General features: G+C 31.5%; 21 protein-coding genes and 1 riboswitch. Of the genes, 10 read left to right on the forward strand and 11 right to left on the reverse strand.

Going from position 1 to position 21,085, the window contains the following annotated elements; all coding sequences use genetic code 11:
* Positions 1 to 311 precede the first annotated feature (311 nt).
* On the reverse strand, positions 312 to 1,568 hold the full coding sequence (locus tag ACFVR2_RS17310) for a helix-turn-helix domain-containing protein (protein WP_387364295.1): 1,257 nt from the start codon (positions 1,566 to 1,568) through the stop codon (positions 312 to 314).
* Positions 1,569 to 1,892: 324 nt separating this feature from the next.
* Here ACFVR2_RS17310 and ACFVR2_RS17315 point away from each other — a divergent pair, with 324 nt between their 5' ends.
* Positions 1,893 to 2,795: a LysR family transcriptional regulator gene (locus ACFVR2_RS17315; RefSeq protein WP_387364297.1), complete on the forward strand. Its 903-nt coding sequence runs from the start codon at positions 1,893 to 1,895 to the stop codon at positions 2,793 to 2,795.
* A gap of 117 nt (positions 2,796 to 2,912) precedes the next feature.
* On the opposite strand, the gene ACFVR2_RS17320 is transcribed toward ACFVR2_RS17315, so the two are convergent.
* Positions 2,913 to 3,056, reverse strand: coding sequence for a GGIII-like transmembrane region-containing protein (locus ACFVR2_RS17320; RefSeq protein ID WP_387364300.1), 144 nt, complete (start codon positions 3,054 to 3,056; stop codon positions 2,913 to 2,915).
* A 265-nt stretch (positions 3,057 to 3,321) separates the two neighbouring features.
* Here ACFVR2_RS17320 and ACFVR2_RS17325 point away from each other — a divergent pair, with 265 nt between their 5' ends.
* Complete coding sequence (locus tag ACFVR2_RS17325; protein ID WP_387364303.1) at positions 3,322 to 4,779, forward strand: BglG family transcription antiterminator; 1,458 nt, start codon at positions 3,322 to 3,324, stop codon at positions 4,777 to 4,779.
* Positions 4,780 to 4,819: 40 nt separating this feature from the next.
* Here the strand turns inward: ACFVR2_RS17325 and ACFVR2_RS17330 are convergent, their stop codons facing one another.
* Entirely contained in the window at positions 4,820 to 5,833 is a 1,014-nt protein-coding gene (locus tag ACFVR2_RS17330) for an alpha/beta hydrolase (RefSeq protein WP_387364306.1), read from the reverse strand.
* Positions 5,834 to 5,951: 118 nt separating this feature from the next.
* Positions 5,952 to 6,233, reverse strand: coding sequence for a DUF3892 domain-containing protein (locus tag ACFVR2_RS17335; protein WP_069032911.1), 282 nt, complete (start codon positions 6,231 to 6,233; stop codon positions 5,952 to 5,954).
* A 222-nt stretch (positions 6,234 to 6,455) separates the two neighbouring features.
* Here ACFVR2_RS17335 and ACFVR2_RS17340 point away from each other — a divergent pair, with 222 nt between their 5' ends.
* Positions 6,456 to 6,668, forward strand: a complete 213-nt coding sequence (locus ACFVR2_RS17340; RefSeq protein ID WP_387364309.1) for a hypothetical protein — start codon at positions 6,456 to 6,458, stop codon at positions 6,666 to 6,668.
* Positions 6,669 to 6,950: 282 nt separating this feature from the next.
* On the opposite strand, the gene ACFVR2_RS17345 is transcribed toward ACFVR2_RS17340, so the two are convergent.
* Positions 6,951 to 8,930 carry an acetoacetate--CoA ligase gene (locus ACFVR2_RS17345; protein WP_387364312.1) on the reverse strand — a complete coding sequence of 660 codons (1,980 nt, stop codon included), beginning with the start codon at positions 8,928 to 8,930 and terminating at the stop codon, positions 6,951 to 6,953.
* A gap of 371 nt (positions 8,931 to 9,301) precedes the next feature.
* A riboswitch (purine riboswitch) is annotated at positions 9,302 to 9,403 on the forward strand.
* Between the two features lie 399 nt (positions 9,404 to 9,802).
* Here ACFVR2_RS17345 and ACFVR2_RS17350 point away from each other — a divergent pair.
* Together ACFVR2_RS17350 and ACFVR2_RS17355 are read left to right on the forward strand one after the other, a co-directional pair.
* On the forward strand, positions 9,803 to 10,429 hold the full coding sequence (locus ACFVR2_RS17350; protein ID WP_387364315.1) for a dienelactone hydrolase family protein: 627 nt from the start codon (positions 9,803 to 9,805) through the stop codon (positions 10,427 to 10,429).
* Between the two features lie 237 nt (positions 10,430 to 10,666).
* Entirely contained in the window at positions 10,667 to 11,131 is a 465-nt protein-coding gene (locus tag ACFVR2_RS17355) for a hypothetical protein (protein WP_387364317.1), read from the forward strand.
* Positions 11,132 to 11,427: 296 nt separating this feature from the next.
* On the opposite strand, the gene modA is transcribed toward ACFVR2_RS17355, so the two are convergent.
* Positions 11,428 to 12,237 carry a molybdate ABC transporter substrate-binding protein gene (modA, locus tag ACFVR2_RS17360; protein ID WP_387364320.1) on the reverse strand — a complete coding sequence of 270 codons (810 nt, stop codon included), beginning with the start codon at positions 12,235 to 12,237 and terminating at the stop codon, positions 11,428 to 11,430.
* 156 nt (positions 12,238 to 12,393) lie between these two features.
* Between modA and ACFVR2_RS17365 the strand changes: the two genes are divergently transcribed.
* Positions 12,394 to 13,329 carry a substrate-binding domain-containing protein gene (locus tag ACFVR2_RS17365; RefSeq protein ID WP_387364323.1) on the forward strand — a complete coding sequence of 312 codons (936 nt, stop codon included), beginning with the start codon at positions 12,394 to 12,396 and terminating at the stop codon, positions 13,327 to 13,329.
* Between the two features lie 121 nt (positions 13,330 to 13,450).
* Here ACFVR2_RS17365 and ACFVR2_RS17370 read toward each other — a convergent pair whose 3' ends face one another.
* The gene (locus tag ACFVR2_RS17370; protein ID WP_387364326.1) at positions 13,451 to 13,756 is read right to left on the reverse strand and encodes a LysR family transcriptional regulator; all 306 of its coding nucleotides are present in this window, start codon (positions 13,754 to 13,756) and stop codon (positions 13,451 to 13,453) included.
* A 583-nt stretch (positions 13,757 to 14,339) separates the two neighbouring features.
* On the opposite strand from ACFVR2_RS17370, the gene ACFVR2_RS17375 reads away from it, so the two are divergent.
* The 4 genes from ACFVR2_RS17375 (at position 14,340) to ACFVR2_RS17390 (ending at position 16,718) form a co-directional block, all read left to right on the forward strand.
* Entirely contained in the window at positions 14,340 to 14,489 is a 150-nt protein-coding gene (locus ACFVR2_RS17375) for a hypothetical protein (RefSeq protein WP_179887080.1), read from the forward strand.
* Complete coding sequence (locus tag ACFVR2_RS17380) at positions 14,486 to 15,301, forward strand: SPFH domain-containing protein (RefSeq protein ID WP_387364329.1); 816 nt, start codon at positions 14,486 to 14,488, stop codon at positions 15,299 to 15,301. Before ACFVR2_RS17375 ends, ACFVR2_RS17380 begins: the two co-directional genes overlap by 4 nt.
* A 488-nt stretch (positions 15,302 to 15,789) precedes the next feature.
* Complete coding sequence (locus tag ACFVR2_RS17385; RefSeq protein WP_387364332.1) at positions 15,790 to 16,125, forward strand: hypothetical protein; 336 nt, start codon at positions 15,790 to 15,792, stop codon at positions 16,123 to 16,125.
* Positions 16,126 to 16,142: 17 nt separating this feature from the next.
* Complete coding sequence (locus ACFVR2_RS17390) at positions 16,143 to 16,718, forward strand: VanZ family protein (protein ID WP_387364335.1); 576 nt, start codon at positions 16,143 to 16,145, stop codon at positions 16,716 to 16,718.
* Positions 16,719 to 16,801: 83 nt separating this feature from the next.
* On the opposite strand, the gene ACFVR2_RS17395 is transcribed toward ACFVR2_RS17390, so the two are convergent.
* The 4 genes from ACFVR2_RS17395 to ACFVR2_RS17410 all read right to left on the reverse strand — a co-directional run bounded on the left by ACFVR2_RS17395 (position 16,802) and on the right by ACFVR2_RS17410 (position 21,002).
* On the reverse strand, positions 16,802 to 18,274 hold the full coding sequence (locus ACFVR2_RS17395) for a sodium:solute symporter family protein (RefSeq protein WP_387364338.1): 1,473 nt from the start codon (positions 18,272 to 18,274) through the stop codon (positions 16,802 to 16,804).
* Between the two features lies 1 nt (position 18,275).
* Complete coding sequence (locus ACFVR2_RS17400) at positions 18,276 to 18,470, reverse strand: DUF3311 domain-containing protein (RefSeq protein WP_387364341.1); 195 nt, start codon at positions 18,468 to 18,470, stop codon at positions 18,276 to 18,278.
* 112 nt (positions 18,471 to 18,582) lie between these two features.
* Complete coding sequence (locus ACFVR2_RS17405) at positions 18,583 to 19,758, reverse strand: M20 family metallopeptidase (protein ID WP_387364344.1); 1,176 nt, start codon at positions 19,756 to 19,758, stop codon at positions 18,583 to 18,585.
* 14 nt (positions 19,759 to 19,772) lie between these two features.
* A complete protein-coding gene (locus ACFVR2_RS17410; protein WP_387364347.1) occupies positions 19,773 to 21,002 on the reverse strand; it encodes a Zn-dependent hydrolase in 1,230 nt (409 codons plus the stop codon).
* Positions 21,003 to 21,085: the final 83 nt, after the last annotated feature.

Raw genomic sequence — 21,085 nt, forward strand, 5'->3', positions numbered from 1 at the left:
AACAAGGTAGATTTCTACATTGTAGTACAAAAATTGTTATTCTTTGACAAAACTCTGAACTATTTCCCAAAAAATAAACAAACAATTTGTCTATTTATTTAAGTTCATTATTGTGAATTTCCACTCTTTTATCAATCGGGTTATCGAGTCCCTATATCACAGGGTTTATAGAATAACCCGAGCAAATTCCGACAATTTTCTTGTCTGAAGTTTATAAACATTTGTTATAAATTTTGATATTTTGAAATAAATTCCATTTACTGATAACAAAAAAAGTCTATAGACAACGAATACTCGTTATCTATAGACTTTTAATTTAAAGCTTTATGCATCAATTTAAAGTTTTTGTCTACTTCAATTGCTTTTTCATATTCTTTTTGCTCGATATAGTGATTATATAAGATCTTTCCATACTGCTCAAAAAATGAGGTATTATTAGTATCTATAAGCTGTGGCACCACTACTTCAGCTAAAAATTGATAATATTGACTTGAATTTTTTTTACTTTTCAAAGCTAATAATTTATACAGATTAAAATAGATTGGACATGATTTTTTAGCTAACTTTGTCCCTGTTTCTATTTTTTCTAAAAGAATTTTTTTTTTCAATAACTTTGCATCTAAACATGCTTCAGTAAAATGATATAATCGCCTTAAATATTTTATTGATGATTTATCAGTTAGTAAAAATGCTTCTTCAAAGTAACTAACTGCTTGGTCAAATTCATTTCTTTTATAAAACTCTTCTCCTAAGTTAAATAAAATATTTATTTTACTTTCATGAGCACCTAAAATGAAACAATTATGAATCAAATCCTTATAGTTTTCTACTAACACTAAAAAGTCAATGTCTCTTTCACTGTCCAATTGCATTAGCATTAAGATTTGAGCATTCATTGCACTCACATGATTATATGTTTTATTAAAAAATTGAAGAGCTTTTTTTGCATATGTAAATGCGGATACTTTCGCTTTTGCATGATGATATGCTACTGCTAAGTGATAGTAATACTCTTCATTATTATACTCTGCTATTTTAATTTGTTTTAAAAGGTTCACAGCAGTTTGACATTCTTCACCGTGGGCAGTTCTAAATGTACTGATACAGTATATTCCTTTAATGTGTAGAAGAACATTCTTCTCATAATTAGATAATGTCTGAAACTCTTTTTCTACGTAATCAATTATATTTTTTGCTTCTGTAAACATATTTTTATGAAGATAATATCTCCCTTTTAATAGCAGATAGTTTGCAGCATGTTTAGAAGCCAGAATGAACGGATTTTGATCTAATACTACTTTTACTCCTTCAATCTGTGGTGTTCTTTGCATAATAATTGCTTGATTCCACTCATTTAAATGCTTCTCTATAAGATAAAATGATTCAATTTCTTTGTTTATATCAATTTCTAACTTTTGAGCCAATTTGTAAATAATTTCTTCTGACAAAGTAACTTTTCCACTTTCAAATCGACTAATATACGCTTTACCACAAATTCCTTCACCTAAGTTAGACTGACTAATTCCTTTTTTCTCTCGATAATATTTGATGATTTCCCCAACTAACATATTTAGCCTCCTCTATATTAGGCAGCGTTCAAATTAAACAAAAATGTATCATTTATTGTAAATTTTTCTAAATATAAGAAAGCACTTGATAAATCTAATGTTTTGATTCAACATTAGAACGTATTATTTTTCAATTACATTAGACTCAATCGCGAAAAATAGAATAATACTATTAGTTAAACCCAATTCTATATTTGCAAAATGATTAAGTAAATTTACAATTTTTAAATATAACTTCACGATTTGTAATATAAAAACTGAAATAAAAATTCTATATTGGAAAAGTTTTAGTTCGTGTATGAAAGCATAAAGGTGGTCAATGGAATGCATTTAGAAAAACTAGAGATTTTAGTAGAAGTCGCTAAAACGGGGTCGATTTCAATCGCTGCAGAAAATCTTCATGTGAGTCAATCCGGTATAAGTCAAGCGATTACTAAAATCGAAGAAGAGCTAGGAATAAAAATCTTCAATCGATCTAGATTAGGCGCTAGATTAACAGTGGATGGGGTACAAATCGTGGAAAAATCACAAGAAGTACTCTTAAAATACGCAGAATTAAAAGAAATAGCACAGAAAAGTAAAGATACCCAACTCAGTGAACTTAGAGTTTCCATGGTACCTGCTTTTATTAATTACTTATTAACACCGTTAGTTGATTTTAAAAACCAACATTCAAATTTGCATATAGACATATTAGAAAACACTACTGAACGTACAATTGAAATTGTTAAAAAAAATCAAGTAAATATAGGAATCATCTGTCTTTACGAAGGCATTATGAAAGAATTAGAAGAATTTCATTCCGAAGGATTAGTACCTGGAATGATGAAAGTATATGCAAAAAAAGATTCCCCTTTTGCCATCTCGAAAAAAATAACACCTGAAGAAATTCTTCAGCAAAAATTCGTTCTATATAACGGTGACTATATAAGATGGTTTACAAATAACTTCCAACACAATATTGGAAAATTAGATATTTTATTTTCTTCCAACCATCCTGAAGAGTTATTACGAGCAATTTTAAATGGCAATGCCATAACATGGGGACCAAATTTTTCATTAAAAAATCATCCATATTTATCGAATGGTGAGCTCGTTGAAATTGATATCGTAGATTACGAACCTGTGAAGTCAGAACTTGTGGTAATCACTTCAAAAAAGAAAAAGTTATCGAAGGTTGAAAAACAATTTATCAATTTCTTGAAAACTGAAATCATTTCATCTTAATAAAAAAGGCAACATTTCACAATGTAGAAATGAGCCTTTTTTATTTTATCAATATATCATTTACTTTAAGATTAATTACTTAAGGCATCGGATTAATCCAATTCACTCTTTCAAAAATCATTCATTATTATTCAATTGTTCTTTTTCCTTCTTTCTTTTTAGGAAAACAATTAACCCAATGATCCCTATTAAAAGTAATAATCCGCCTCCAATATAAATCCAATAATGATTATTTTTAATTCCAACTGCTTTATTATTCAATTCTTTTGCTTCTCTTCTTTTCCAATCGTAAATAATTCAGTTTCAACGATGTCATTATATCGTTGTTATAAAGTCATTCCCATTATGTTTTTTACCTTTGTTTTAGGTAAAAATAATACTTTGTCTTCAAAAAAAATTCACATTTAACACAAAAAACCCCATTAAAAGGTGCTTCTCGATCTGTGAAATTAATTTTTTCTGAATTAAGACAGAACATTAGTAGCAATAATAGTAATAAAATGGACAAAATTTATGGGGATATTGAATGGATAAATCAACTAAACGGAAATTACAAATAATCAATATTTTAAGTAAACAGGATAAGTGGTTTAAAACAGGAGAATTAGCAAGTGAGTTATTATGTACTGAAAAAACTATTCGAAATGATTTACAGTCAATTAATTCGAGCTTACCTTCAGGATGGCAAATAGAAACAATAAAAGGTAAAGGAATTTATATTAATAAACCAATTTCTTCATCAATTAATCAAATTCGTTCAATTTATGTAAAAAGCTCATTGAGTTTTCAAGTCATTATGCTCATACAATTTAAACAAATTACAACTATAGCAGAATTAGCAAACGCTCTTTTTATACAACAACCTGCTGTCTATTCTATACTTGACCGAGTTGAAGAATTATTGGGGGCCTATCATCTAAAATTAAAACGTGGCCCACTTGAAATAGTAGGAAGAGAATTTGAAATTCGCCTATTATGCCGTGATATTCTTGATGCTTTATACGCTCATTCAAATCAAGAATGGCCAATAGAATCATTTACATTCCAAGATATAAAAGAAATTGTTATAGCCACTACAGAAAAATTTAAATTATTTTTATATCCTTCAACAACTAAAAAGTACATCTATTTGTTAGGAACAATGTTATATAGAATAGATAAAAAAATGCAAATTGAACTAACTGATCAATCGATAAATAAAATTTTAGATTCTGTATTTTTTAAGATTTCTAATGAAATTTGTGATCAATTAGATCATCAATATAAACTTCATATTTCAATGAATGAACGAATTGCGTTCTCTTTATTAATGTCAACGCTTCCTTTTTACAGTTTTGATATTATGGAAAAAAATGAATTTTTTTACTTATATCGAAATCAAAATACACGATATTATAAGGAACTTCACAATTTAATTGAAATATTAGAGGAAAAGACAGGTATATCTCTAAATGAAGATGAAGAATTTCTTTACACATTTCAAGACCAATTTAAAAGGAACTTTCTAATTTTTAACTCAATCGATATAAAAGAACCATCATATTCAATCGACCGATATGTTCAAAATCAGTATTCTGAATTATATAGAAATGTATCAGATGCCTTACAAATCTGGACTAAAAAATATTCCTATCCTGAAATTACAAGAGATCGGATTGCAAAAGTTACATTAAATGTTCAAGCTTCCAAAATTAATTTCTCATCTTCAAGGAAGAAGGTTTTATTATTAACAAGTAATGGTCCAGGAGTTCATCGTTATATAGAAACGAAATTGGTTACTGCTTTTGGTCATAAAATTGATTTTATTCGTCCTAAATTAGGTGAGTTTGAATCAGCAATTATAAATGAACTAAACATTGAATTAATTATTTCTGATTTCTTACTCGAAGGAGAAATCATTCATTCTGTCATTATAATTGATCCTGTACTTACAGAAAGAGATATTGATCAAATTTCAAACTTCTTAAATTCAAACTCGACATAAAAAAGTAAGGCATGATAAGCCTTACTTTTTTGTATTTTGACTATCTATTCTCCAAGTGGTGTTTAATAAACTGTGCAATCTCAGTATTCGCTTGTTTACTAATATTCGAAGCATTGTCCATTAATTGAAAATCATGGAACATCCCTCTCCAAACTTTACATGTAACTTCTACGCCTTTAGCATTTGCTTTTGCCGCATATGCTAAAATATCATCGATTAACTCTTCCCTTGCGCCAGCATGGATTAGCATTGGAGGTAAACCTCTTAAATCACCATATAGTGGTGAAATTAAAGGATTTTCCCGATTATTATTACCTACATATGTATCAACAATATTGATATCATTTCCATGATAATTTGCATGAATACTATCAAAATCTGATGTATATAATTGACTTTCTTTCGTTAAGTCTGTCGCTGGAGAGATTCCTACAACAGCTGTTGGATCGATTCCATTTGAAGCTTTTATTTTATTTAACAAAGCAAATGCTAAATTACCACCAGCACTATCTCCTACAATAACAACTTTTGACTTTAGTCCATTATTTTTTACTAAATAATTATAAACTTTCTCCACATCAGTTAAAGCCGCTGGAAATGGGTTTTCTGGTGAAAGTCTATACTCTATCGTAAGTACTCTATAACCTGTGTCTCTTGCTAAAATCGTTCCTAAATTTCTTGAAAATCCTAACCCACCTCTAGACCAACCTCCACCGTGTACATAAAAAACAATCTTATCTTCTGGAGAACCATCTGGAATTAACCATTCCACCTTTGTTCTTTCAATATTTTCTCCTTTCATTTTAATATTTGAAGGAGTTGGCACTATTTGTTTTTCAATCTCGATTCGTTTTTGCTCTAATGATCCCGTTCTTCCTTCTTTTACTTTTTTTATATTTAATGCTCTAAGAGCTTCTGTTACTTTGTCAGGTTTCTCATTTTGATAAATAAGGGAAGAATTACTTTCACTTTTTACAGTTTTATTTGAAGCAACTAAATAATTTCCGATTAACAAACAAATCACTAGTGAAAGAAATAATAAAGTTTTTTTCAATTTTGCTCCCTACCTTACTGGTATTTTTTGTCTTCTAATATTAAATTTTCCATTTTATCATTAATTACTCGGAAATAAAAAAGGTGCACATAACTTGTGCACCTTTAGCGTGTAGACATTAAAAAGTAGGTAAATTACTTAAATTATTTGTAGGGTCACCGTCAGGATAAGAACGAAGTGTTTTATGTGGATTATCTCCACGAGTTAGACCGGTGTTCACATCCTCAATTTGTTCAAGTTCTGCCATCGCAATGGCTTGCTCAATCCCAACTATTTCACCATTTTGAAATTTTACATCTGTAATATCACCATCGCCATTTTTTCGTACTGCGACGATATGTAATTTATTTGGATCATCTTGATGTTCAGGATGTCCGATACCACGATTTTGAAACGACATACCAACACACCTCCATTTTTTTGACACAAAAATAGTATGGCGGGATGAAAATATGTTTATCCTTCCAAATTCTTACAAGACGAATTATTAAAGGAAGATTCAACTAGAATCACATTAACTTTGTTAAACTTTTCACAAATTATACACAGACAAAATTGAACAAACAATATACGATAGTTATGTAATCATTAATCCAAACAACTTTCGAAAGAAGGGAAAAATATGACAAGCGTTTTAGGCATGACAAGAGAAGGCAGATTAATTCATAAAATTGGAGATGGTTATTTCCGATATACAAAATTAAATAAAGACGAACTAAAAACATTAAATACACTTGTCAGTGAAGGTATGGCGACTGTCGTAAAAAAAGGTATTGGTTATGCGGCACTCATTAAACTGACTGATCAAGGTAAAATTATTAATAATGAGTGTTAACTTCAATTGAAATATATGAATTAATACAACCTTTAAAAGTCTTAATCGTTAAAAACCCCCGTTATATATTTTTTACCCCTTTAATTAAAAGCTGATATAAACTTATGTTTAAAATTAAAGGGGTCTTTTTTATGAGACAACTATGTTTTTTGTTTCATTCTTTGGTGAATCATTTGTCTATGCAAATGGCATAATAGAATTTATAACGCTTGTTACGATAGCAAGTTTCTATAAAAAATTAAAAACGCTATCTCATAATGAAAATAACGTTTTAAACTGATTTCAACTTTGTTCATTTAAAACTTGTGCCAACCCAGTGAAAAACTTTAATGACTCTGGATTAGCCATCGAACCTTGGTTAACTACTTTTTCAGGAGAAAAACCTAATAATATTTTACGGATTGGAACTTCTAATTTTTTGCCACTTAATGTTTTTGGAATTTGCTCAACTTCATAAATTTCATTAGGAACAAATCGCGGTGAAACCTTCTGCTTAATTTCTACTTTTATTTTTTCCTTTAATTCATTTGTCAAAGCAACCCCATTTTTCAGTACAACAAATAATGGCATAAATGACTGACGGCCAAGTAGTTCTAAATCAATCACTAAACCTTCCATTATCTCATCAAGTGATTCAACAACTCGATAGATTTCACTTGTACCTAGACGCACTCCATGTCTATTAATAGTTGAATCTGATCTCCCATAAATTACACAACTACCTTTTTCATCAATTTTAATCCAATCTCCATGTCTCCAAATACCTGGGTAATTTTCAAAATAACTTTCAAGATAACGTTCATTATTCAAATCACCCCAAAAATAAAGCGGCATGGAAGGCATAGGAGAAGTAATCACTAGTTCCCCTACCTCATTAATTACTGAATTTCCCTCATCATCAAATGATTGTACATGAGCTCCTAATGAACGTGCTTGTATCTCTCCAGCATAAACAGGAAGAATTGGTGAACCTCCAACAAATGCTGTACAAACATCGGTACCACCACTAGTTGAAACAAGCCAGATGTCATTTCTTATATTTTCATATACCCAAGAAAATCCTTCCACTGATAGTGGCGATCCCGTTGAACAAATAGACTTTAATTTAGAAAAACGATGTCTATCTTTTAGCTTTATTGCGTGCTTTTCACAAACGCTTAAGAATCCTGCACTTGTACCAAAGAATGTTACACCTACTTCTTCTGCAAGGTCCCATAATACATGTAGACTAGGATAAGAAGGGCTTCCATCAAACAATAAAATCGTACTGCCAGATAACAAGCCTCCAACTAATTGATTCCACATCATCCAACCAGTAGTAGTAAACCAAAAAATTACATCATCTTGATTTATTCCTTGTTCAACTACTAATGTCTTAAGTTGCTCAACTAATATTCCACCTTGACTTTGTACAATTGGCTTAGGCAAACCTGTTGTCCCCGAAGAAAATAAGATCCATAGTGGGTGATCAAAAGGAACATTTTCAAAAGTAAGTTCACTGCTTCCCACTAATAATTCATTCCAAAAAATTGTTTCGTTTTCCATTTTGTATTTATCAAAATTCACATATGGTACTAAAATTGTCTTCTTTAATGTAGGTAATTCAGACTGTAGCTCTTCAACGCTTGATAACCTATTTTGAACTTTTCCATTATAAGAATAACCATCCACTGCAATTAAAATAGTCGGTTCGATTTGTTTAAATCGGTCAATTACACTACTCGTGCCAAAATCTGGTGAACAGCTTGACCAAATTGCTCCAATGCTTGCACAAGCTAAAAAGGCAATAATCGTTTCAGGGATATTAGGCATATATGCTACAACTCGTTCCCCAGGTTTAACACCTAATTCTCTTAAAGAATTTGCGACCAAGCCTGTCTTTTCCTTAAGCTCTCTCCAACTTATTTCTGTTTTTGGAGTAATTTCTGATTGAAAAATTAATGCAGATTGGTCTCCTTTATCATTTCGAAATACATGTTCTGCATAATTAATTTTAGAGCCGGTAAACCAATTTGCGCCTGGCATTTTTCGCTCTTCAAGGACTTGATCATATGGTGCATGTGAAATTACATTACAATATTTCCAAACGCTTTCCCAAAAGGACTCTAATTCATCGACTGACCATTGCCATAACTCACTTTGTTTATTGAAAAATAGATTTTTTTCATTTTCGAGCCAGTTCATAAAATGGCTAACTCCAGCATTTTCAATTTGCTGCCTAGTTGGTTCCCATAATAAAGCACCTTCAGTAATCGCTTTCATTATTACTCCTCCTAAATTAGCAATCTACTTATTTTAATAAGACAGTAACTACTTATAGCTCGAACCTTTCAATGAAAACCCTTATAATCTTTCCTTTATGTATTAGCTAAAACCTTTTTTCTAAAAATACTTAATATTTAAAAATTAACTATTATACTATTACACACTAAATTTACTGTCAATATCGAAAATGAATTATCGTTCAACTAAAAGCACACTTTATTACTGTATATTTAACTATTAATATGTGAAATTAACCCAAAAAACTTCATACTATATCCTCATAGAGATACCGTTGATATTTAATTTGATTAAATGTAATATATTAATTGATAATCCTTTAGGCTATGATTTTCAACTTTACCATTATATACCATAAATATATTATAACTCGTATATACCCAGAAATATGGTCTGGGAGTCTCTACCTAATTCCCGATAAGAATTAGACTACGAGGTAATTTTTACTTTATTAGTATAAAAAGCTAAATTTAATAAAGGTTAACTATGTGCCTTTGAATAGATAAACTTACTTTTAAATATTCTATTAATCATAGAATATTTAAAAGTTCGTATTCTTCACCTATTTGAAGGACTTTTTCTACCTTTTAAATTTCAACTTTTTTTGCGAACCAAGATAAAGTAGGACTTATCTCTTTAGTGGAGAATACGTCCTACTTTATCTTGTTTTTTTTATGTCACTTAAATGTTTTCTTAAATTAAAGTTTATAGAAAGGGTTTATTGATAAGTAATAACTCGTATTGATCCAGATGCAAGTAAAAATCTATTTTTACTGAGTATTTATAGGTTGAATGATAGGAATAGAACAAAATTCTATTCCTATTTTTTCTAAGTTAGAGGTGTTTAAAGATTGAATAATTGCGAGTTTCATAATACCACCATTTTAGTTGTTCATGAAATTTATGGAATTAACAAACATATAAACGATATTTGCGGTAGTTTAAATAAGTTGGGATTTACAGTTGTATGTCCAAATTTATTAGGTAATATAAAAAACTATTGCTATAAAGATGAGAACAAAGCTTATAACCATCTTGTTCATGAGATTGGGTTTGAGTTAGCTACTAATAAAATCATCACTCTTGCAAAAGAACTTCGAACTAAGTGTACTAATTTGTATATTTTGGGGTTTAGTGTAGGTGCAACGATTGCATGGTTATGCAGTAAATATGAGGGGTTATTTGATGGAGTAATTGGATTTTATGGTTCGAGGATTAGGGACTACTTAGAGGTTAGTCCAAAATGTGAGACCTTACTAATTTTCCCAACGAAAGAAAAATCATTTGATCCCGAAATTCTCGTAACTAAATTGAAAACAAAAGATATGATTCAAATCATTAAAGTAGAAGGAAGTCATGGTTTTACCGATCAATTAACTTCTAATTACGATCAGTATTCTACTGAACACTGTTTTCGAAAAATGCGTGATTTTATTATGAAACAAAATCATCAAAAAAATAAATTTTCCGAAACGTGAGGAATCAAATGACCGGTCAAAGATGGTTGTCTTTACAGTTTTTTAAGTTTTTCTTCACTTTCGTAAAATACTCTAGTAGCTTTATATATGTTTTTAATGTTTAGGAAGAAGAATGAATGGTGGGTTTACTTAATCCAATAATTGTTCCTTTGTGTCTATTTTTGGAAAGAATAGGAAAAACTAAATTGAGATTCGATATAGTAAACTCTTGTTCAAAATAGAAAGTAGGTATAAAACATGAATGAAGATTTTTTTGCTGATTATGAAAAATTTGTTGTTCCACCTTTATATCAATACAAAGGTGAGAAACGAAAATTTAATCCTAAAGACTTTGCATCGTATTACATCTTAACAGTCTCATTATATGACTCTCTCATATCAAATTGGAACGATGCGGCTAAATATAAAATTGACGTCCGAAACTGTATAGATCACGTATTAAATGATTTTAATGAAAAAAAAGGTGGTAAATATCATCTTCAATTACTTGAATTTGAAAGTGATAAATCCTATTTTGTCATTGCATTGTCTATAAAAAATAAAATTGAAAAAGAAAAAATCAATGGAATTATTTCAAAATATATTGAACAGCTTGTATCAAACTCTTTTTATATTGGACAGAGCTGGTACTGGCTAATTGGTCAAAAAGGAAAAAGAGACCGAAAACTCTTCAATATATCAATAAAGGAATACATGCACTAGCCTAATAATTATTCGGCATTTTATTTTTCTTTTATCTTATAAAAGGAATTTATTTGATATAATTTTTTCTACCCAATTCCTTTCCCATTTTTATTATTTAAAATAATATCCTCCTTTCTTAAATTTCCCCTTCTAAACCAGCTTTAACAAATCCACCTGAACGTTCTTTATACAGAACGGACGAATCCTTGTATTTATTAAAGATGTATTTCCACAAAAAGAAAAATGAGCCAATCAACTAATCGGCCCATTTATTGATTTCTGTTACTCAAAAAACTTAAGTCAACTAATATAAGTTAATTTAGTCCTTTAAACCCATACTTCTCCAATATCTTCATAGACTTGTCATTTTGAAGATACTCATAGAATTGTTTAGCTTCTTTAGGTTGCTTGCTATTCTTTATAACGCCTAACGGATAAATAATTGGATCATGTGTATTTTCAGCTGCTGTTGCTACAATCTTAACCTTTGTAGATGTAATGGCATCTGTTTTATAAACAATCCCTGCGTCCACATTATTTGTTTCTACATAAGAAAGAACTTGTCTAACATCCTTACCGTATACTACTTTTCCTTCAACCGCTTTCCAAACATTCAAATTTTCCAATGTTTCTTTACCATATTGTCCTGCTGGTACAGCTTCTGGCGTACCAATTGAAATTTTATCTGCTTTCGCAAGATCTTCAAAAGTTGTAATTTGTTTAGTTGAATCTTTTGGTACTACTAAAACTAATTCATTTCCAACTACATCTTTGCCTTCACTCTTATCAATCAGACCTGCTTGTACTAAATTATTAAATTTGTCCTCTGCAGCCGAGAAGAATAGATCTACCGGTGCTCCTTGAGAAATTTGTTGTTGTAATGCTCCCGATGCTCCAAAGTTAAAGTTTATTTTCACATTAGGATTAGCTTTTTCAAAGTTTGCTTTAATATCATTTAGTGCATCTTGTAAACTAGCTGCTGCTGAGATTGTCAATTCCACATTCTTTTGGGACACTTCTTGTTTCTGTGTTGTTGATTTTTTAGCTTGTTCATTTGTTGAACAACCAGATACAACTAGTCCTAATAACATCATTGAAAAAAATAAAGAAAAAAGTTTTTTCATTCCTCATCTACCTTTCATATTAAAATATAACTAATCATATCTAATTATATTTAGTTATAACTAAATAAGAAATATTTTTTTAAAATTTACATTAAATTTATTAGGAATATGCTTTTTAAAAGCCATTGAGTTAAAATAGAGAATGGAGGGATATAAATGACGATGGAACTTTCCTATACAATTGAAGAAGTGTCACAGTTTTTAAAAGTATCGAAATTAACCATTTATGATCTTGTCAAAAAAGGTGAATTACCTGTATTCCGTGTTGGAAGACAGATGAGAATAGCAGCAAATGACTTGGACAATTACATAAAAAACAATAAAACAAATCAGAACACCATATTGCCTGCCTCTGTTTTTAAACCTCGCAGAAGCGATCCAAAAGAATCTAATCATGTTGTTATTAGTGGACAAGATTTAGTTTTAGATATGCTTGGTAAACAGATTGAGAAAAATTCAACTTATAAATCATTAAGATCTTTTACTGGGAGCTTAAACAGCCTTATCTCTATGTATAATGGAGAATGTGATATCGTTAGCCTACACCTTTTTGACGGGGATACAGGTGAATATAATCTACCTTATCTTAAAAAAGTTTTAGTGGGCCATTCATTTATTTTAATCAACCTTCTATCTAGGAAAGCTGGTTTATACGTTAAAAAAGGTAACCCTTTAAAGATTATCACTTGGAAAGATTTAGAACGTGAGGATATAAAGATTGTCAATAGAGAGAAAGGTTCAGGCGCACGTATCCTTCTTGATGAACAACTTCGTATCAACGAAATTTCATCTAAAAAGATTAACGGATATGAGCATGAAGAGAGCAATCATTTAAGCGTGGCCTCCGCTGTTTCTACTGGGGTAGCAGATGTTGGGGTCGGAATTGAAAAAGCTGCTAAAATTGTTGGAATTGATTTTATTCCACTGATCACAGAGCAATATGACCTCGTTATTTTAAAAACTCCTGCAAATGAACGACTAATCAGTATTGTCAAAGAAATTTTATCTTCAAATCAGTTTCAATTAGAAGTTGATTCTTTAGGAGATTATGATACTTCTATGACAGGAAAAATTATATATGAGACAAATTGAAAGAAGGCTACTGAAATTGCAGCCTTCTTTTTTACTGTTTGTTGGCAAAGTAAGAGTCATTCTAAAAAGACCAAATCAATATGATTTGGTCCTAAATATTAAAATACTTGACTATAAAGAGTTAAAACATGCTCACATCATACATTGTATTAACAGAAGATTTTATATGTAAGGATTTAATTTCTTCCTCAATTTCCCGACATTTCATTACAATTTCCTTTACAATTGAAATAATTTGTAAACATTCAAATGAAGGTACCAATTTAGATTCGTCGTCACACTCAATTAGCTTGATGCCAAATTCAATTTCTAAACTAATGATTGATTCTTTCATGTCAGCTTCATTAATAGAAAATTTCTGTGCTGCAATCGTAAAGGAACCACTCTCTATAACCTCACAAAGATGACTTAATTGTTCAATATTCATTTAGTTCCCTCCATACTCCACGATGTTCCTTTTCCTGTTCTAGTTTTATTATATTAAGTGTTGATGTGATTTTAATTTTGATAAAAAGTATCAATATTGGTTTTTCTGATTAAATTGTGATTTTTCGTATATAAATGGGTATGTTATCTCCTTCCTAAAAACCAACTGACCAAATTCAATTGATTCCAACTCCAATAAAAGAAACATTCTACAATTAAAATTGATTTCCCTTTGATTTAAACTTGGGTTATTTTTGCCTTGATATTATTGAATTTTCCCGTTTGATACTGATAATTTCAGAAGAAATCTATGTTAAATAGGCCAATATTATATTATTCAAATAGAAAAACCACCTATAATTGGTGGTTTTATTAGGGATTCTTTATTCTTGAAATCTTTTTAACTCTTAATAGGCATTTGGGGTAATTTTGTTAATTGCTATTAATTTTTCCAACGAAACCTGATAACACACTAAATTTCTAAGCAAAATTTAATTATTAATACAGCTTAAATCAATCTATAATTGCATATAAGAAATTGTAGAAAGATAGTCAATCTAATTTGCACATTCGGGGGAATAACAATGGTTTTCTTTTATCAATTCGGAATTTTAGTTGTTATTATTGGAATCGTTCTCTTCTTACTGTTTTATAAGGTCTTTATCAAAATAGGTAGATTATTTAATAATCATATTAAAAACATTAAAAAAGAAATTGGGAGAGATGAAGAGTGAACGGATTAAGAAGTCTGATTGCAGGCGGAGTTATTATAATTGGAGGTATTATTTATGCAATTGGTGGTATGTCGCATATTAGTGTCGGTAGTATTGGTATTGAGAAACATATGAGTGGAGAAATTACTGAAGTTCCCCAAGGGTTTCATTGGACTGGTTGGGGAGTTTCAGTACAAGAATATCCTACATATACACAATCATTAGTTTTATCAAGTGACAAGCACGAAGGTGGTAATTCTGATCAAGAATGGTCAGTAGGTACCGGAGATCAGCAAGAACTACCTGTTAATACAAACTTAACATGGAAAATTTCAACTAAAAACGTAGCTAATCTTTATCAATCAGTAGGTGGAAAAGATATTAGTTACATCAAAAATAACATCGTCAAACCTACAATGAAAAATGTTGTTAACAAAATTACTCACAAATATAGTTGGAACGACATTAAAGGTTCAAAACAAGCTGATATTACTGAAGAAATCAATACTGCACTAGATAAAGAACTTGCAAAACAAGGTATTGAAGTCGGTACTTTTGGATTTACACACGTAGGCTCTCCCGCAGGTATGGCACAGTCACAAGCACAATTAGCAACTTCTGAATTGAACGTAAAGAAGGCATTAGCTGACCAAGAAAAAGCTAAGATTGAAAATCAAACAAAAATCCTAAATGCGGAAGCAGATGCCAAAGCAAATAAAATTTTATCAGACTCACTTTCTCCAGAATTATTAAAGAAAATGGAAATGGATGCACGACAAAAGTGGGGTTGGGTTACTGTTCAAGGTGGGACACCTCTAGTTCAAGCAAAATAAACAAAGAACAATCTGGAAGCATCTCTAAAGTGATCATAATGTTCATGAATCTTAAAATATTTTAATAGACATCTTAGGTTATAGAATTTGATTTGTTAATAGAATGCTATTTTAAGGGTTATTTCACCCACGATGTAAAGACTAAGCCATTTAAGACATTTTATCTCTCCAAAACTTTTTATAAATGAAAAATAATAAAGTACAATCCTCTCCGCAAATAAAAACACTTTCTATATTTTTAGGAAGGGTTTTTATTTATTTTAGATTCATTAAGTTACTTCCTCAGATGCTAAAAAAATTTGTTGGTCTAATTAAACTAATTTATAAGTTTCTAAAATTTCACATAAAAATGATGAAGAAAAACTATACAAGTATGATATTCTCTAGATGTAATAAAAACGATTGGAAACGAAAGTAAGTATTGTGAGTATTATTAACAGAACAACAAGCAAAAAAATAATTTCTCAATTATTTTTTGTACGCTTATGATGAGTCCCTTAGCAGTACAAGCTGCAACGAAAAATTTTACTTTTAGTATGACACATCAACTTTCCATTGGAACCTACAAATCTACAAAAGGAAGTGTAACTGGTAAGGTTACTATGAAATCTTGGGAAGGTGACAATTACTTCACCATTCATGTATATGAAGTAAAAGGTGGGTCAAGTGTATTAATCACTAGATTAGGATTTGAAAAGTCCAGTATTGGTTCCCCATATGTAGATACCGATAATTCAGTCATTACTGGTCACACATATACTTATGAAATATGGAAAAAGAATTCAAGGTTCAGGGTCTCTAAATTATTAAGTCTAGTAATATGAAAGGCTGGTACAATTGATTGTTAAATTTCTTATATCCTAGCATAATTATTTCTACTTTTTTTATCCTATTTTTTGGATATCAATTTCTAAAAGGTTCAATAACTCTCCTAAAATTTCTTTATTGGCTAATCTTTGGTATTTACTTTACATGTCTCATTAATTTCACTTTATTTCCTTTCCCCTATCAAAAATATTTAATTCAAGTAATGATAAAAGATCAGTTGGGATTTAATCATAATTTTATTCCCTTTAAATCGATTGTGGATACCGTCAATTATGGCTCAATTTCAATTGTTCTAAAGCAAATTGCTGGTAATGTTTTATTATTCATACCACTAGGATTTGCGATCCCTATTCTATTTTTTAAAATAGCAAACAGAAAAACGATTTTAATAGGTTTTACATTAAGTTTAGCAATAGAATTAATTCAAGCTACTTCTGGACTGTTCCTTGGCTATAACTACAGATCATGTGATATTGATGACCTAATACTAAATACAATTGGAACAATTATAGGACTAGCTATTAATAAAGCAAGTTCTAGGTACTTTAAAAGTTTTGAAGAATTCGTAGATAAAAAACATACTTCGTAAATCTCCTATATTTTTAAAAATGCCTACACAAAAAATAGGGGTTGTTAAAGTAATCAACCCCTTTGTTACAAAATAATTCTTAATTATGCTACAATTTCCTTTTTGCTTTGAACCGCTACATTTTTAGTAAGTAAGCTAACAACGACTAAAAATACTAGATTTACAACTAAGCCAATAACACCGATATTCAAATCTTTAATATATTGAGGCAGTGCTGGGAATAATGATCCGATTGTTGTATTACTTATAGTCACATAAGTAACTGTTGCAACTCCAGTAAAAATACCAGCGAATGCACCTTGCTTCGTTACAAAGTTCTTTTTCATTAAACTAAAGACAAGTGTTGGGAACAATTGAGTAACTAGACTGTATCCCATTAAAAGCAGAGTTACTAATGTAGTTCCACCATTAAATGTGAAAAAAACTGCGAACAAAGCCACCACAGGAACAAGGTATTTAGCTAAAACAGCAACCTGCTTTTCTGTAGCAGATGGTACAAACACTTTATAAATATTTTTTGATATTAAAGTTGCAGATGCCATTAGAATCATCGAGCCTGGCACGATTGCGGTCAATACCCCTGCTCCACCAATGATTCCAACAAACCACGGGTTAAAAGATTGTTTACTTAATTTTAATAAAGACAAATCCGCATCTGGACCTTGTAGTCCAGGTACTTGAAGAATTGCTGCAAACCCAACGAAAAACACAAAAAGCAACACAAGTTGGTATAAAGGCATGATAATCGCATTTTTACGAAATACATTTTCACTTTTTGCTGAATAAATGGAGCCAAAAGTATGCGGCCACATGTAAAAACCTAAAGCTGTTAGAAGTACCGTAGAATTAAACCAAGATACACTTAATCCCTCTTTTGGGAGACTTAGAAAGCCTGGTTTAGCTTTATCGACTGCTTCAAACATCGCTTGGAATCCACCATAATAATGAATTGGAAGATAGATTCCTAGAAAAAGAACAACACCAAGAATCATAATGTCCTTTAATGCTGCAGTCCATGCAGATCCATGGATACCAGATATCATTACATAAATAGTCACTGAAATAGCACCTATCCAAATCGCAAAAGTTGGTGAAATCATTCCATAAGATGCCTCCGAAACGATGCTTCCTAATCCTTTTAATTGTAGAACTAAGTAGGGAATTACAGCAGATACACCAACTAGTGAAACTAAAACGCCAAGGGTTTTACTTTTGTATTTACTTGCAAAAAAGTCCGGTTGAGACATTAAATTATTTTCTTTAGCATATTTCCATATTTTTGGAAGTAACCAATATGACATAATATAAGCAAGTGCACCGTAAGCAGTGATGTAGTAGGTTGGACCTCCTTTTCCATATGCCCAGCCACTTCCACCTAGGAAAGTAAAAGTTGTATAGATTTCGCCAGCCATTAAGAGAAAGACAAAAATAGTACCAAATCCTCTTCCTCCAACACTCCATTGCTCAAGATTCATGTCTTTTCCTTTCCTAGCTTGTACCCCTAGAAAAATCGATACTGCAAGAAAGAGAAAAATTATAATTAATGCACTATTCATCTTATCTGTCCCCCTTATTAGCCGAATCTAATTTATAGATAATCCACATAACTGGTGTTGAAAAAACTGTCCATAGTACAACCCAAAAAAGGAGAAAAGGCATTCCTAATACAAATGGCTCAACGTGGTTTGCCCAAGATGAAAAGCCCAGAATAGCAATAAATGGAATAAGTGCTAATAAATGATAGATTTTCAAAAATTGTTCCCCACTTTCAATTTATAATTTATATTAGTTTAAATATTCAGAAAATATAAGTTTAGATTAAGTAGATCCTTGTAAAATAAGGGTCTACTTAACCATGAGTCTATTAATCTAAAAGCTTAAATGTGGCATGAACAAATAAGTTTACACCAATTTCCAAAGCGTCCTCGTCTATTGTAAAACGAGCATGATGATGAGGATAAGAAATATCTTTTTCTTTGTTTCCTGCTCCCACATAGAAGAAAGTGCCTGGTGCCTTTTGTTGGAAAGCAGAGAAATCTTCACCACCCATGTTTGGTTTCATAAGGTCGAGAGTCTTTTCATCAAACACTTCTAGAATAGTTTCTTCAATAGCCTTCGTAATATGCTCATCGTTGATAACTGGGCGATATCCAAACTCATAATTAAATTTGTATTGTGCACCATGAGCTTCAGTTATACCTTTAATAACTCGTTCCATAAGTTCAGGAACCGATTTCCTAAGGTCGGCGTTGAAACTACGAACGGTACCACAGATTTCAACTGAACCTGGGATTACGTTATGAGTTGTACCCCCAATAAACTTGGTAACAGAAACTACTAGATTATCAAGCGGATCAGTATTTCTAGAAACGATATGTTGAAGATTCGTTACAACTTGGGAAGCTATAGCAATCGAATCGATCGTGTCATGTGGAAGTGCTGCATGTCCACCCTTACCTTCAACAGTAATATAGAAAGTATCCGGAGCAGCCATCATCGGTCCATAAGCTACACCTACTGTACCTAGTTTCATAGGAGCCCATAGATGAGCACCAATTATCATATCAACTCCATCCATTACTCCTGCTTGTACCATTTCCTCTGCACCACCAGGATACAACTCTTCGGCATGTTGAAACAAAAAGCGAACTTCACCTTTGATCTTATCTTTTAAACTAGTTAGAATTTTAGCTGTGCCTAGAAGCATTGCTGTATGACCATCGTGCCCACAAGCATGCATTACACCTGGATTTTTAGAGGTAAATTCAAAAGTGTTTTCTTCCTCGATCGGTAAAGCATCCATATCTGCACGAATTGCTAGCACCTTGCCGGGTTGAGAACCAATCAGACGAGCCATAACACTCGTCTTTGTTGGACGAGATATCTCTAAATTCCCGAAAGATTGAAGTGTATCATACACATATTGAGCTGTTTTTTCTTCATGAAAAGATAACTCCGGATACTGATGGAAATGCCTTCTCCACTTAATTACTTCTTCTTTTGTTTGCTCTACTAAACTATCAAATGATATTGTTTGCATGATTGTATCTCCCTCTATTCATTATTAGATAACTGAAGTACAGTATGATAAAGTACATTAGCACCGTCTGTACAATCTTCCTTTGAACTCCATTCAGCAGGATTATGGCTTATTCCATCTTTTGAACGGATAAAAAGCATCCCTATAGGACATAGACTTGTAAGCTGCATGCAATCGTGCCCAGCTCCACTTGGGAGAAAAAATGGTTCCATGCCAATCTTTTCACTAGCCAATTTTGCAAGATCCTGAATTTCACTAGAGCATAAAGCTGGTTTAATACGTTGCAGAACTTCAATTTCTAATCCTACACCACGTTGTTCACATAAAATTTTTGATCCTTCTAAAATTCGATTTTCAACCTCATCACGAATTGCTTCATTAACATCGCGAAGATCCAACGTAAATTCAACCTTCCCGGGTATAATATTGATTCCACCAGGAAACAGCTGCAATTGACCAACTGTTCCAACCGTTGAACCTGTCTTAGCTGATTCAGTTTCAATTAGTTGAACAATCTGGGAAGCAGCAACTAAGGCATCATTACGGTCATTCATTGGGGTTGTCCCCGCATGTCCTGCTTTGCCTTCAATTGTGAATTTAAGCCATAACGGACCAGCGATTCCTGTAACAATACCTACTGATAAATTACCGTTTTCAAGCACCTTTCCTTGTTCAATATGTAATTCTACATACGCTTTTACTGATCCTATAGGTCTGACTGACTGATCAATTGAAAGTGGATCATATCCTGCATCGCTCATCGCTTGCGCTATAGTAATCCCTTGTTGATCCTTATTTTGAAGATGTTCTAAGTTGAGTGTTCCAGCAATTCCTCGGCTCCCAATCATACCAAAGCTAAATCTAGCTCCTTCTTCATCTGTAAATACAATCACTTCAATTGGATTTACTGTTGTGATTCCTTGCTCATTCATCGTCTGGAGTATTTCAATCCCCGAGAGAACGCCAAGTGGTCCGTCAAAATTCCCGCCGTTATATACAGAATCAATGTGTGAGCCTACTAGAACAACTGATGCGTTTTGATTAGTTCCTTCTTTACGTCCTACAAGATTTCCAACGGAATCTTCGTAAACTTTTAATCCTGCTTCAACCATATAGGAAGTAACTAATTCCTTAGCTTTTCTCTCATTTTCAGTAAAGGACAAACGAGTAATTCCACCAGACTCTTGTTTTCCTATGGATCCTAATTCCATAAGGCGATTCCACAATCTTTCCTGATTAATCATTTTTCCTCCCACAATAAATTTCGTATTTTAGGTCTATTTATGGCTATGACCATAACTATATCATTAATCATTTAGTTTGTTAA

The organism is Gottfriedia sp. NPDC057991 (genome assembly GCF_042886615.1).
In the GTDB taxonomy this organism is placed as follows: domain Bacteria; phylum Bacillota; class Bacilli; order Bacillales; family Bacillaceae_G; genus Gottfriedia.

Excerpts from the sequence above, each read along its gene's own strand:
- modA (WP_387364320.1), bottom strand. The coding sequence starts at position 12,237 with ATGAAAAAACTTTTTTCTTTATTTTTTTCAATGATGTTATTAGGACTA.
- ACFVR2_RS17340 (WP_387364309.1), top strand. The coding sequence starts at position 6,456 with ATGACAAGCGTTTTAGGCATGACAAGAGAAGGCAGATTAATTCATAAA.
- ACFVR2_RS17385 (WP_387364332.1), top strand. The coding sequence starts at position 15,790 with ATGAGTCCCTTAGCAGTACAAGCTGCAACGAAAAATTTTACTTTTAGT.
- ACFVR2_RS17365 (WP_387364323.1), top strand. The coding sequence starts at position 12,394 with ATGACGATGGAACTTTCCTATACAATTGAAGAAGTGTCACAGTTTTTA.
- ACFVR2_RS17405 (WP_387364344.1), bottom strand. The coding sequence starts at position 19,758 with ATGCAAACAATATCATTTGATAGTTTAGTAGAGCAAACAAAAGAAGAA.
- ACFVR2_RS17325 (WP_387364303.1), top strand. The coding sequence starts at position 3,322 with ATGGATAAATCAACTAAACGGAAATTACAAATAATCAATATTTTAAGT.
- ACFVR2_RS17310 (WP_387364295.1), bottom strand. The coding sequence starts at position 1,568 with ATGTTAGTTGGGGAAATCATCAAATATTATCGAGAGAAAAAAGGAATT.
- ACFVR2_RS17370 (WP_387364326.1), bottom strand. The coding sequence starts at position 13,756 with ATGAATATTGAACAATTAAGTCATCTTTGTGAGGTTATAGAGAGTGGT.
- ACFVR2_RS17315 (WP_387364297.1), top strand. The coding sequence starts at position 1,893 with ATGCATTTAGAAAAACTAGAGATTTTAGTAGAAGTCGCTAAAACGGGG.
- ACFVR2_RS17335 (WP_069032911.1), bottom strand. The coding sequence starts at position 6,233 with ATGTCGTTTCAAAATCGTGGTATCGGACATCCTGAACATCAAGATGAT.
- ACFVR2_RS17395 (WP_387364338.1), bottom strand. The coding sequence starts at position 18,274 with ATGAATAGTGCATTAATTATAATTTTTCTCTTTCTTGCAGTATCGATT.
- ACFVR2_RS17345 (WP_387364312.1), bottom strand. The coding sequence starts at position 8,930 with ATGAAAGCGATTACTGAAGGTGCTTTATTATGGGAACCAACTAGGCAG.
- ACFVR2_RS17375 (WP_179887080.1), top strand. The coding sequence starts at position 14,340 with ATGGTTTTCTTTTATCAATTCGGAATTTTAGTTGTTATTATTGGAATC.
- ACFVR2_RS17355 (WP_387364317.1), top strand. The coding sequence starts at position 10,667 with ATGAATGAAGATTTTTTTGCTGATTATGAAAAATTTGTTGTTCCACCT.
- ACFVR2_RS17410 (WP_387364347.1), bottom strand. The coding sequence starts at position 21,002 with ATGATTAATCAGGAAAGATTGTGGAATCGCCTTATGGAATTAGGATCC.